This is a genomic window from Devosia sp., from assembly GCF_039927955.1.
Classification (GTDB): domain Bacteria; phylum Pseudomonadota; class Alphaproteobacteria; order Rhizobiales; family Devosiaceae; genus Devosia.
The window spans coordinates 1-12,662 of record NZ_JBDSUA010000040.1; the positions used below are offsets into that span (position 1 = coordinate 1).

The window sequence follows — 12,662 nt, forward strand, 5'->3', positions numbered from 1 at the left end:
ACGTCCCGGCTTGTCATTGAGGATGGTGGGGCGGACGAGAACCCAGTCGAGGTCGCTTTCCCTGACAATGGCTTCCTGCCGGTTCTTGTCGGCATAAACCTTGCGCAGCAGCAGCGGGAAGATCAGCTTGTCGAAGGCGAAGCCGCCATGACCAACGCTGTCGCCGGCGCCGAGGCCGGTGATGGCTACGAGCCGAGACACGTTCTCGGCTTTCATCGCGCCCACCAATGCCCGTGTCGCCCTGGACAGCAGTGTGACCTCCTTGAAGGGACTGGCCGGCGTGCCCAGGGCACTGATGACGGCGTCCTGGCCCTTGAGCGCCTTGCGCAGGTCGCCTTCGTTGCGGGCATCGCCCACGACCAGCGTGGCACCCCTGAGATCAGCTGCCTTTTCGGGCGATCGCACGAGGGCGGTCACCTCATAGCCTTTGGCCACGGCCTGCTTGACGATCAGTCGGCCGGTGCCGCCGGTGGCTCCAAGAACCAGGATCCTGGTTGGGTTGGTCTCGTTCGTGATTACGGAAGTGCTCATGACATTACCTCGATAAAAGGGACGCCCTCAAAGGCAGTCCGTGATGTGAATCTGGTGCTTCAGATCGTGCCCGCCGCGGCGACGATCTCGTTTGCGAAGTCCCGGTAGGAGCGCAGCGGACGGCCGAGCAACGTGGTCAGGCGTTCGGCGTCGCCGGCCTCGGGGAGCATGCCATCGATCAGGAAGCGTTCGCTCATCAGGCGCATGTCGAATGCCATCCAGGGGGGCATAAAGGCCCGCAGGTTCTGCTCGAAACCGGCCGTATCATCTCCACCATAGACAACCTGACGACCCAGCACGTCCGACCATATGGCGGCGATACCAGCACCGGTCAGCGTCTCGGGTCCGACAAGATTGATCCGGTCGATGGGAAGGCTTGCGGAGTTCGTTTCGCGGCGGATGAGTTCGATGGCGGCGATTTCGCCGATGTCGCGGCTGTCGATCATGGCGAGGCCCTTGCTGCCGACCGGCATGGGATAGACCCCATGGCCGAGCACGACATTGGTGATGGTCAGGTCATTGTTGATGAAATAGGCGGGGCGAAGGATGGTGGCTTCAAAACCCATCTGCTCGATCATCCGCTCCACGCCGAACTTGCCGGCAAAGTGCGGCACGTTCACGTAGAGGTCGCTGTGGATCACCGAGAGATAGACCAGCTTGGTGACGCCGGCAGCGCGGGCCACATTGAGCGTAATCAGCGCCTGGGTAAATTCGTCCGGCGCCACGGCATTGAGCAGGAAGAGCGTGGAAACGCCTTCCATGGCGTTGCGCACGGAGTCGACATCGAGAAGGTCGCCCTGCACAACCGCAACGCCATCAGGAAACTTCGCCTTGGCGGGATCGCGAACCAGGGCGCGCACGTCGGCGCCGCGCTTGCTGAGCTGTTCGACGACTTGGTGGCCGACTGTGCCATTGGCACCGGTAACAAGGATGGTCATTTGGATCACTCCGGGTTCGATTGAAGACACCCTGAATTTAGTGATCCACAGCAAGCGCAATAGACGGTATATCTAGACCCGCCGTCTCACAGGTGGAACGAATGGATCTTCTTGCGCTCGCCGATTTTAATCTGGTGGCCCGTCATGGCGGGTTCGGAAAGGCCGCCCGCGCTGCCGGCCGGCCCAAGGCAACCCTGTCCCGCCGCGTAAGCGAACTGGAGGCGAGCCTTCAACTGCGGTTGTTCGAGCGCGGCGGCCGGCTGCTCAAGCTTACCGAAGAGGGGCGCGCGCTCTTCGAGCGTACCGGGCAATTGCTCACCGAACTGGACGAGGCAGCCACGGCAATCGCGTCCGGCGGCGGCATCCCTCGCGGCCGGTTGCGGATCAGCTCGCCGCTCTTGTTCTCCCAGACGGCGATGGGGAAGCTGGCGGCGGAATTCGGCATGAAATATCCCGAAGTGCGCCTCGAGGTCACAACAGAAGATCGCGAGGTCGACATGGTCGAGGAGGCCTATGATCTGGTCATCCGCGTCAATCCCAAGCCCAATGAAACTCTGGTGGGCCGGGCCTTCCTGCACGATCGCCTGGTGGTGGTCGCCAGTCCGAGCCTAGTGCGTCCCACCCACGATATGCCCGTGCCGGCCGTTGTACGTGGCACCAGCGACCGCGCCACCGCATGGGCGATCAAGTCGGACGCTGGAAACATCAGCATTGCGGTCGATCCCATTCTGCATTTGTCCTCGATGATTATGGTTCGGGACGCCGTTCGCGCCGGGATCGGCGCGGCGCGCCTGCCAATCTCGCTCGTCAGCCACGATCTGGCCGCCGGCAGGCTGGTGCATTGGGGTGATATCGACGCTCCTGATATCACCTTATGGACCCTTTATCCGTCGCGCCGTCTGCTGAGCGCGCGCGTCGCTGCATTCCTGGAGCATTTGCGGCAGGCGTTTCCAAAGGGTACGCCGGACGAATTGGCGGCCTATGTCAGTTGATCTCGATGAACGAGTTCAACCGTCGAACCAGCGAAATTCGCCAGCCGCCCGCTGACGCATGAAGTCGATGTGGACCCGCGCCGGCGCTACGCTCCCCTGCCGGGGCGTGACCAGACCAGGCTGACATCAACGGCCGGAACGCTCACTCCGGCATGACGCACACAAGGGTGCCGCCCTCGATTTCGAGGATCGCGACATATCGCCCCGCTGCGGTGATCCCGGCTCCATTCAGCACCACGCGATGGATCGCGGAGCGCCGAGCTGTTGGGCTGCAATATGAGCGACGTCACCGTGACCCTGTCGAAATCGCAAGGGCGTTTTCTACTTTGGGTGATGCCGCTTCGTTCTCGCGCATCATGCAGTGATCCACTGGTGAGACGCTCCGTCTAAATCGGAAGCCTATCGACATCAAATGTGGACGGCTAATTTCAGGCATCGATTACGCACAAACACCCGCCACGCGGCGGCAGGTTCAACCCCATCATCTGGAAAAGGACACTTCCCATGCAAACGACAGGTAATACCATTCTCATCACCGGCGGCGGCACAGGCATCGGCGAGGCGCTGGCACACCGGTTTCACGACCTTGGCAATACCGTGATCATCGCTGGCCGCCGGATGGAGGTACTGCAAAAGGCCATCGCCGGACGGCCGAACATGCATGCCTTGACCCTCGACATGGATGACGCCGCCGGTGTCATCGCCTTTGCCGATAAGCTCACCACGGACTTTCCGGGCGTCAACGTGCTGTTCAACAGCGCCGGCATCATGCGCATGGAAATGGGCCTCGATAAAGCGCGCGATCTGAGCGACGCCGAAGCATCAGTCGCCAGCAACTTGCTCGGACCGATCCGGGTCACCAATGCGCTGATCGAGCATCTCGGCAAGCAGCAGAACGCTGTCATCGTCAATGTCACCTCGGGCCTGGCATTCGTGCCGCTGGTGATCGCTCCGACCTACTCGGCGATCAAGGCTGCCATTCACAGCTACACGGTATCGCTGCGTGCGGTGCTCAAGGGCAAGGTCGAGGTCATCGAACTCGTTCCGCCCGCAGTGCAGACGGAACTGACCCCCGGCCAGAAGACCAACGAGCGCTTCATGCCACTGGATGCTTTCGCAGATCAGGTGATGGCGATCTTCCAGCAGACGCCGACGCCATCTGAAATCCTCGTCGAAGGCGTGGACTTCATGCGCAATGCCGAAGCAGAGGGCCGCTTCGACGATACTCTGGCGGCGATCAACCCCTTCCTGAAGTAGAGCGCGCACCAGCCGCCGGAACGCATAGCGCGGCGGCTTCCGACCGCCGTCGATTTCACACAGCCATAACTACAAGGAAACGAAAAATGACCGAGCAAACCAGCACTCTCCCAGCCGACGATCTCAGCCGTACTGCCACCATCGTCCACGCTGATGACCCGGGCCTCATCCATCTCGGCGTTGGCGTCGGAACCTACACCATTCTGGTCTCGGGCGAGCAGACCGGCGGCCGCTATACCATGATCGACATGTTCGTGCCGGCGGGGGGTCCGCCGCCGCACCGCCACGATTTCGAGGAGATTTTCCACGTCCTCGAGGGCGAGCTGGAAGTCAGCTTCCGCGATGAAGTCCATCACGTCGGGCCGGGCCAGACGGTCAATATTCCCGCCAATGCACCCCACGGATTCCGCGTCGTGTCGGCTACGCCGGCTCGCTTCCTCTGCATCTGCCTGCCCGCCGGGCAGGAGGAGTACTTCAAGCTCGTCGGTGAAGTCCTGCCCGGTCGGACCGCGCCGCCTACGCCGCCGACACCTGAAGTCATGGCCGAACGCCGCAGCATCATGCTGGCCAATGCCGCCCGCTTCCACAGCGAGTTCCTGCCTCCCCGGGCCTGAAGGGGCACTCATGGGTCTTGCCCCTCGGCTAGGCTTGCAGCCGCCCCGGAGCGCACAGAGATCCCCTGCTGCGATCAGCCGCCTTGCCATCACAAGGTTCTGGCTGATCGCAATCCCTAGACAGCCAATGCCAGCGCGTCGGCGCCTGCCGGCAGATGCATCGGCGCGGCGGGGTCCGTAGCGGCACGCCAAACCGCCTCGACAACGTCCGAGGGCAGCGTCTTGGGCAGGTTGGGCGTCCTCATTGCTCCGATCACCCCTTGGGCGAATTCGGCATAGGCCTCGGGAAAACCGCCTTGCTGCTGCAGCCGCGACAGCGCGGTCTTGCCGAAACTGGTATCGGGCGCGGAGCCGGGCAGCACGATCTTCACATCGATGCCGAAGGGAGCGAGTTCCAGAGCAAGAGACTCGGTGAATGCGTTCACAGCCGCCTTACTGGCGGTATAGGCCGACAATAATGGCAGAGGCTTCATGGTGACGCTGGACGTCACGTTGATGATCATGCCGCTCTTGCGGCCGCGGAACTGTGGAAGCACGGCCTGGGTGACCCGCATGGTGCCAAGCACATTAGTTTCGAACAGGTCCCCGGCCACGTCCATCGGGGTTCCTTCGAGGGCGTTCAGCCAGCCGATGCCGGCATTGTTGACCAGAACGTCGATGGGTCCGGCAGCCTCGATAGCCTTGCTCACGCTCTCGTCGTCGGTGACGTCGAGGGGCAGGACGACAAGATGCTCGGAAGCCGGCAATAGGCCTTCGCGCGGCGAGCGCATGGTGGCGACGACTTTCCAGTCGCGTGCAAGGAAGTATTTGGCGATATCGAGGCCGAAGCCGGAGGAGGCGCCGGTAATCAGGATGGTTTTCATGGGAGGTCCTTTGCGGGTTTTATCCTGCGCTTCATGTGGACCGCAGATGGCGGACGCGCTATAATGATTCGTCCTAATTTCATTAGAGATCGTCCTGATGGTTGATCCCCTTGCTGAGATCGTGTCCCTGCTCCAGCCGAGCCTGGCTTTCTCCAAGGCGGCCAGCGGCTCGGGCGCGTGGCGCGTTGACCGTCCTGCTGATAGAAACCCGTTTTTTGCGGTGATCCTTGAGGGAGCAAGTCGGCTTGCGATCGAGGGGCAAGCCGATGTCGAGCTCAGGGAGAATGACTTCGTGCTCATTCCCGCCGCGTATCGCTTCACCATGGCCAGTGTCGGCGCGGACGGTGGCGGGGACCCGCTTCGCGTGACCAGTCTGGGGGACGAGACCCGCCATGGCGATCCGACCGGCGTACCGAACATGCGCTCACTGATTGGGCGAATGGCCTTCGGGGCGCCGGACACGGCGCTGATTTTCGCCCTTCTACCCAGCCTGCTGCATGTTCGCGGCGAAGTGCGGCTAACCACTTTGGTCCAAATGATCCGCGACGAGTCACGCAATGACAGGCCCGCAAAGGATATGGTCCTCGAGCGCCTGTTGCAGGTGCTCTTGATCGAGGCATTGCGATCGGATGCCACGGGGATCGAAACGCCGGGTCTTCTCCGGGCGCTGTCCGACCGGCAACTGGCGATCGCAATCCGCCTCATGCACGGGAACCCCGCAAAAGGCTGGACCGTCGAGGCATTGGCCCGGCAGGCGAACCTGTCCAGATCCGTCTTCTTTGATCGATTTCAGAAGCAGACCGGGATGGCGCCGATGGAATATCTGCTGTCCTGGCGCATGGCCCTGGCCAAGGACATGCTCCGCCGCAAGGACGGGGGCATGAAGGAGATCGCCGGTCGTATTGGCTACGGTTCGGCGAGCGCCTTCAGTACCGCCTTTTCCCGATTTGTCGGTATGGCGCCCAGCCAATATGGCCAGTGGGTCAAGGTCTGAAGCGACCAGGTCTCGTGGGCCTGCGCCTCCGTTGGAAGAGGCAATCCTTAAAGGCTCCGGTCATTGCGTGATCAATGGCGAGGGGTGCCTGCAGGAACAGAAGTTCCGAGACCCCTTACCAGGGCGCGTTGCCGGCCGGCTCGACGAAGCGTCCCGACACGGCGCCCTCGCCAAGAAGCGCATATTCGACCGGCAGGCGCGCTCCTTCCTCGGCAGTCATGAAGCCGTTATTGCCGGTCAGATCGGTTTTGACATAGCCCGGTGCCACTGAATTGACCGCAATCCCAGTGCCCTTCAATTCCGCGGCCAACTGAATGGTCAACATGTTCAGCGCGGCCTTCGAAGCGTTGTAGCCGATCAGGCGTGCCTCATAGTAAGGCGAGGACGGATCGCCATTGATGGCGAGCGAACCCAAGGTGGTGGCTAGGTTGACGATGCGACCGGCCGGGGACTGGCGCAACAGTGGCAGCATGGCCTGCGTCACCGCCAGCGTGCCGATGAAATTGGTTTCCATGAGCCGGCGTGCAGCGCCAATGGTTGCAATGGATGGTGGGCCGTCTTCCGCATCGATAATGCCGGCATTGTTGACCAGAATATCGAGCCGGCCATATCGGTCGCCAATCACCTGCGCGGCGGCTGCAATCGTCTGGTCGTCGTTGAGATCGATCTCGACAACTTCAGCATTAACGCCACTCGAGGCGAGCGCCGCCACGGCTTGCTGACCTCGGGCGAAATCTCGTGCCCCCAGGAATACGGTAATTCCGGACTGCGCGAGTTGACGGGCGATCTCCAGGCCAATGCCCTTGTTGGCGCCGGTCACCAGTGCCACTTTGTGTGTCGTCATCATCTAAATCCTTCAGAAACTGGCCAAATGCCTGACACTAATATATGAAGGATCATTCGAGTTTTGGATTCGCATATGGACGTTGCCGCACCCACCCACCTGAATGCCCGCAAACGACCGCGTCAGGCCCGTTCGGCTGTGACCGTCGAGGCCATTTTCGAAGCGACCATTCAGGTTTTGCTGGCCGAAGGAGTCCATCGGTTGACCACCACGCGGGTGGCACAGCGAGCTGGCGTGTCGGTGGGGACCATGTACCAGTATTTCTCGCACAAGCAGGCATTGCTCTACGCGCTCAATGAGCGGTACCTTGATCGACTGGCCGATCGCGTGGAAGCCGTCTGCTTGCGACATCACGGCAAATCGACCGCCATTATGGTCGAAGCCTTGATCACAGCCTATTGGGAGGCCAAGATCGAGCGCAGTGATATCACGCGGGTGCTCTACAGTTCGGCCGTAGAGCTCGACAATGAAGCGCTCATTGAAGCCTTCGCCAAGCGCATGGACCGGGCAACAGCGGCAATGCTGGCCACGGCCCCCAATGCCAACTACGCCGACCTCGGCCTTGTCAATGCCACCCTCCTCTCGGTGATTTTCGGCACCGTAAGAAATGTCTTTGAGCGCAATATGCCGTTCACGCGGCAGGCCGATATCCAAAGCCAGTTAGTCGCCATGTGCTTGTACTACCTTGAGGGCGCCGGCGGCTAGCGGTTGGTCGCAACCGATTTTCACCCACTCGAGCCCCATGCCGATCCGCGCCACGAGAAAGAGTTGATCGGTTCAAACGCTGCCTAAAGCCCGTGTCGGTCGAGCTTTCGGACGTAGTAGCACCCCATTGCCAGCGTAGATGCTAAACCGGGCCAGCCGCTTCAGGCAAACCTCGGCCAACAGCCGCCAGTCTGCCTTCGACCCATCTCGGCAATTGCGACAGCAAATCTAAATTAGCCATAGCCGAATGTGGGACAAAATGGGGAAGCAAACCACAACGCTAGTAGTTTATTGTGCATTTGCAACGAGTTGAGATTGAAGAGTGGCGGAGAGAAGGTCCGCCCATCGTATTGTGACCTAAAGTCTCTTGCGTCTTAGCAGCTGTACCGAGAGCTGACGATAGGCCCTAAAGGTGCCAAGTGTTTCCCCGCACTTGGCCCAGTTTAGGTCAAACCTGACGTTCCAGCCACCATGTTTGGGGCCAGCCAGATAATCCACTACTTTCTCTCGGCCACGTGCGGCACAGGTAATTTTTTCTGTGCCGGATTTATGCCTAAATCATCGGCCATCGCCTGCCAGGCCTCACGATGTTCTGTACGAACGTGCAAGCTCGGACGAAGCAACACCCGAATTCCCCCATCGGGCTGCGCTACCTATACGCTACTTAAATTCAACGGGTCATTCGTGCCCGCGCGTTGCAAATAGAAAAACACCCGACTAAACAAGGGTTTGAATGGTAGCGAAGCCCAGATTTGAACTGGGGACACACGGATTATGATTCCGAGTGTCTAAATTTCAACCCCGATCATCAGCCGCACTGCAGGGCAAGAATACACCTTTACCCAGAGCATATTAACCGTTGTCTAGTGTCAAACCTTGAATGACGACGCCAAAGCTGATCCTTTGGTTGGCGTCCTAATCGCGTCCTAATCGAGTTTTAACTTGCCCGCAGTAACGATCACTCAGCAGACCATTGTGAGTGCCAAGGCCGCAGCTCGGCCCGGCGTCCAACAGTCCGAGATCACGGATATCAAATCGGAAGGCCTACGGCTGCGCGTGGGGGCACGGGGCGTGCGCTGGCAGCTTCGCTTCAAGATCGCCGGGAAAGGCTATCGCCTAGACCTCGGCGGCGTTGATGATTGGTCAATCACGGAAGCTCGCGACCTGTGTCTTGAAGCACAACGCGTCATACGTGCCTGCATTCGTCGGCCGGACGATGCTTGGCTACATGAACAGCGGATCCGCTTGAGTAAAATTGTGGCACCGGCAACCCTGCAAGAAGATACGCGGCTGTCGCTGCGCTGGCGGTGGGAAAATGGCGTGAGCGAGTATTTGAAGGAAGTTGAGCGCACACTGAAGCCACGCACACTGATCGACTATCGAAACATGCTCGGCACACCTGAAATGCAACGCTTCGCCCAACGGCCCATCGCGGCAATAACATTGAAGGAGATGACGGCCGCGGTGGGAGACGTCCATCGGCGGGGTGTCGAGAGACACGCGGAACACCTCGCCAGTGTAATACGGCCCATGTGGCGATATATGGCTCATCTGGACATACAGGAGAAGTCTGGCGTCACAGACCGAAAAATGATGGCGGAGCTTGAGGCGCCGACGCGGTCCAGATCGACTAGCCGCCGAAAAAAGAAAAAGTACTCACCTCCCTTGCATGAAGTCGCACGCATGCTGATCATCGCTAGAGCAGGCGTTTTCCACCCGACAATCTCGACCGCAATTGAATTGCTTCTGTTCACCGCGCAGCGAGTAACGGCGGTGGCTACAGCATGGACGGAGGACTTCATCGGGATTAGCGATTACTCAGAGGGGCTTTGGTCAATGCCTCCAGCTCACAGAAAGACGGCCGAAAGCCGTGGCGACGAGGCAGATCATATCGTCCCTCTCCCCAGCTCCATCTGGTCCGCCGTTGAGCGTATGCGCGACTTGAACGACGACGGCAGCACCAACCCACACCTGTTCCGGGGTTTGCGTTCGCGCCGAAAGGGCGACACCATTGGCGCTATTGCCCCCAGCAATATTCAACATGCCATGATGTACAGTCCTGGCATTCGCATGCGCCCCCATGATGTGCGTCGGGCCATGACGACGATCTCAGCTGATCTATGGGGGTGGGAACTGGCAGATGTGAAAACGATCCTTGATCACAACGAGGGCCGGGCCTCGGACGACGTGACCGTCATGAATTATCTGTGGCAAGGCACACACAAGAAATGGCCGAAGATGCGGGCATGGTGCGAGCTCCTAGAAAAGGCCGCGACTGAAGAACTTGCGCGCGACCCGCGCCTCGGCGATATCACTTGGCTGAAGCGCCACATCGTAACCGAGCGTGACGCGCACAAAAAGGGCGTTCGAAGGCCGGTGAGCCTGGTCAAGAGCGTCAGCGTTTTGGATGACCCCGTCCCACCGGGTCCGATCGAACTGGCCGATTGATCCACATTGTTGGTCGAGTCGCCGCGACGTTGCGATTAAGACGTGGTCGGATCGAGTTTGGCAGGGTCATACATCTGCAGTTTGATCGGCTTGAGCGTGGTGATCTTACCATTAGTGCAACTTAAGCCAAACAGCCTCCGTAATTCCCGGTGCGGTTCACTTGACCTTGCCACGGCGAAAGGCACGGAGACGAAATCAACGATCGGCGCAATATTCGCGGTCGGCTGTTACAGTATCGAACTGCGGCAATTCGCATACTCATGTTAATGCAGGGTTAATGCCTGATGGGCAGCTATGCAAAATACCTTCTTGCGAAGAACATATTTCTCGGGCAATTTTTACCCATGATTCTGGTCGCACGCATTATGTTGGTATTGGTCGCCGCGCTTATGTTCAGCGCTTCGACAGCCCATGCCGCGATGCCTATGGCACCAGCTCACGCCGGCTCGATTTCGGTCATGCAGTGTGATGGTGAAGTCGTGAAGTGCGGCGAGGCGCTTGACCACCATGGTTCCAGCGAGCAACAAGTTCCATCGTGCTGCGCTATGAGCTGTCACGTGGGTCTACAGCCCTGCTTCGGCCACCAAACGTTTTTGACTATGACCAAGTTGGTCCATTCCAAGGAATTGGTGCGTTTTGCCGTCAAAGCACCACAAACCAGCTTAGAGCGCCCACCCCGCCTAGCGTAAGCGTAGCGTCCTTTGGCGCTTAAGCTCGCATCGATCTCTCTTCGATGCGCATTCGTCGCTGCATTTGTATTGCGCGACCAATCTAGCTGTCCAGCATTCGGCAGCCCTGGAACTGAAGCAAAATAATGAAAATCCTCCTCGTGGTGGCCCTTTCGGCTGCTTTGACGGCGTGCGCCTCCGCGACTCCGCGGACCACACTGCCGTCGGTCGCCGACCCTCGATCTCCTGTCCCTCCTTTTCGCCCGGTTAGCGTAATGAGCGGCACTGCAAACTACGCTCCCGTGCCACCCCGGCCTTGGCTGGAAAGCAACACTGCAGTCGCTCCGGGGAGTTCAGAATGATCGGTTTGTCGGTTAAGCATCGCCCCACCGTTGGACCACGGCTGCTGTCAATTACCGCACTCGCTCTGACTCTTTCGGCATGTGCGACGTTTTCCAAAGACGGCGGCATGTCGCCCGTCTTGAGCAACGTTCGCACTGAACTTGGCCAGGATGTGGTCAAACTCTCAACTCCCGAAGCTGAGGCGGTCGCAAAGGGACGCGTAATGGCGTTGCTTGCGAACTCGCTGACTGCCGACACCGCAGTTCAGGTAGCCCTGCTCAACAACCGTGGCTTACAGGCGGAGTTTAACCGCCTGGGCGTCTCCGAAGCGGACTATGTTGAAGCAAGCCTGCCTGAGAGCCCGATCATCTCAATTGGCAAACTCGTCAATGGCGCCGATTTCGAGATCGAGCGCCGTTTGGTCGGCAGCCTGCTGTCCCTATTCACGCTCCCTGCCCGACGTTCAATCGCAGAATCTGAGTTCGAGGCTAGCCGGCTTCGAGCGACGCAGGCCACATTTGCCCTGGCGGCCGAAACCCGGCGCGCCTTCTACCGTGCGGTTGCAGCCACCCAGATTGTGGGGCAACTGGAAAAGGCCCGACAGGCGGCCGATGCAGCAGCGGAGCTGACGATCAAACTCGGCGAAACCGGTGCAGCCACCACGCTAGAACAGGCCAGGGCAAGTGCGTTCTACGCAGAGGTGTCTACCAGACTTGCAGACGCTCGGCTGAATCAGCAACTCGAACGGGAATCGCTGACACGCCTTCTTGGGCTTTGGGGCCCTGAGATCGACTTCAAACTGCCAAGCCAGCTCCCGTCCGTTCCGGAGAAGCTCATGGCTCAGGACTCGCTTGAGGCGCTGGCAATGACCAAACGGGTCGACCTGGCTGCGGCCCGCTGGGAACTGGATGCTGCCGCCAAGTCATTGGGGCTGACCAATGCCAGCAGGTACACGACGATGCTGGACCTCGCGGGTTTGTCCAACACCAGCGGCTCAACCGAAACGAACGAAACGGAGAACCAGTTCGGGCTGGAGCTCGAAGTTCAGATCCCGATCTTTGACCTTGGTGGGACCGGGGTTCGCCGTTCTGCCGAGACGTACATGATGGCGGTGAACAAGCTTACCGAACAGGCCATCAACATTCGATCGGAAGTGCGGGCAGCGTACGTCAAATACAGGGCGACTTACGACATCTCCTGGCAGTACCGCAACCGCATCCTGCCGCTGCGCGCCACCATAGATGAGCAGGCGTCGCTCGAATACAGCGGCATGCTGACCGACGTATTCGACCTCCTGACCACGTCGTCGGAAAGCATCGACAGCAACGTCGCCGCGATCGAGGCAAAACGGGAATTCTTCTTATCAAGCGTGGATCTGCAGGCGGCCCTCATCGGCGGCGGCGCAGCGACGTCCGCCGGCGAAGGCGAATCAGACGCCGCCCCTGCGGCAGGCGGGGAGCACTGAC

At 59.9% G+C, this 12,662-nt stretch carries 12 protein-coding genes; 8 read left to right on the top strand and 4 right to left on the bottom strand.

Going from position 1 to position 12,662, the window contains the following annotated elements:
• Both ABIT12_RS10975 and ABIT12_RS10980 read right to left on the bottom strand, forming a co-directional pair.
• On the bottom strand, positions 1-531 hold a 531-nt coding region (locus ABIT12_RS10975), incomplete at its 3' end, for an SDR family oxidoreductase (protein ID WP_348043302.1).
• Between the two features lie 59 nt (positions 532-590).
• Complete coding sequence (locus ABIT12_RS10980; RefSeq protein WP_348043304.1) at positions 591-1,469, bottom strand: NmrA family NAD(P)-binding protein; 879 nt, start codon at positions 1,467-1,469, stop codon at positions 591-593.
• A 101-nt stretch (positions 1,470-1,570) separates the two neighbouring features.
• Here ABIT12_RS10980 and ABIT12_RS10985 point away from each other — a divergent pair, with 101 nt between their 5' ends.
• From ABIT12_RS10985 to ABIT12_RS10995, 3 genes are all read left to right on the top strand, one after another.
• Positions 1,571-2,461 (top strand): LysR substrate-binding domain-containing protein, encoded by an 891-nt coding sequence (locus tag ABIT12_RS10985; protein ID WP_348043306.1) that lies wholly within the window; start codon positions 1,571-1,573, stop codon positions 2,459-2,461.
• Positions 2,462-2,965: 504 nt separating this feature from the next.
• Positions 2,966-3,718 (top strand): SDR family NAD(P)-dependent oxidoreductase, encoded by a 753-nt coding sequence (locus ABIT12_RS10990; RefSeq protein ID WP_348043308.1) that lies wholly within the window; start codon positions 2,966-2,968, stop codon positions 3,716-3,718.
• A gap of 86 nt (positions 3,719-3,804) precedes the next feature.
• Positions 3,805-4,332 (top strand): cupin domain-containing protein, encoded by a 528-nt coding sequence (locus tag ABIT12_RS10995; RefSeq protein ID WP_348043310.1) that lies wholly within the window; start codon positions 3,805-3,807, stop codon positions 4,330-4,332.
• A gap of 116 nt (positions 4,333-4,448) precedes the next feature.
• Here ABIT12_RS10995 and ABIT12_RS11000 read toward each other — a convergent pair whose 3' ends face one another.
• Positions 4,449-5,195 carry an SDR family oxidoreductase gene (locus ABIT12_RS11000; RefSeq protein ID WP_348043312.1) on the bottom strand — a complete coding sequence of 249 codons (747 nt, stop codon included), beginning with the start codon at positions 5,193-5,195 and terminating at the stop codon, positions 4,449-4,451.
• Positions 5,196-5,292: 97 nt separating this feature from the next.
• Here ABIT12_RS11000 and ABIT12_RS11005 point away from each other — a divergent pair, with 97 nt between their 5' ends.
• The gene (locus tag ABIT12_RS11005; protein WP_348043314.1) at positions 5,293-6,189 is read left to right on the top strand and encodes an AraC family transcriptional regulator; all 897 of its coding nucleotides are present in this window, start codon (positions 5,293-5,295) and stop codon (positions 6,187-6,189) included.
• Positions 6,190-6,304: 115 nt separating this feature from the next.
• On the opposite strand, the gene ABIT12_RS11010 is transcribed toward ABIT12_RS11005, so the two are convergent.
• Positions 6,305-7,033: an SDR family oxidoreductase gene (locus ABIT12_RS11010; RefSeq protein WP_348043316.1), complete on the bottom strand. Its 729-nt coding sequence runs from the start codon at positions 7,031-7,033 to the stop codon at positions 6,305-6,307.
• A 75-nt stretch (positions 7,034-7,108) separates the two neighbouring features.
• Here ABIT12_RS11010 and ABIT12_RS11015 point away from each other — a divergent pair, with 75 nt between their 5' ends.
• The 4 genes from ABIT12_RS11015 to ABIT12_RS11030 all read left to right on the top strand — a co-directional run bounded on the left by ABIT12_RS11015 (position 7,109) and on the right by ABIT12_RS11030 (position 12,661).
• Positions 7,109-7,738 carry a TetR/AcrR family transcriptional regulator gene (locus ABIT12_RS11015; RefSeq protein ID WP_348043320.1) on the top strand — a complete coding sequence of 210 codons (630 nt, stop codon included), beginning with the start codon at positions 7,109-7,111 and terminating at the stop codon, positions 7,736-7,738.
• Between the two features lie 942 nt (positions 7,739-8,680).
• Positions 8,681-10,186 carry an Arm DNA-binding domain-containing protein gene (locus ABIT12_RS11020; RefSeq protein WP_348043323.1) on the top strand — a complete coding sequence of 502 codons (1,506 nt, stop codon included), beginning with the start codon at positions 8,681-8,683 and terminating at the stop codon, positions 10,184-10,186.
• A gap of 284 nt (positions 10,187-10,470) precedes the next feature.
• Positions 10,471-10,875: a hypothetical protein gene (locus tag ABIT12_RS11025; RefSeq protein WP_348043325.1), complete on the top strand. Its 405-nt coding sequence runs from the start codon at positions 10,471-10,473 to the stop codon at positions 10,873-10,875.
• Positions 10,876-11,212: 337 nt separating this feature from the next.
• Entirely contained in the window at positions 11,213-12,661 is a 1,449-nt protein-coding gene (locus tag ABIT12_RS11030) for a TolC family protein (RefSeq protein ID WP_348043327.1), read from the top strand.
• The last annotated feature ends 1 nt before the right edge of the window (position 12,662 follow it).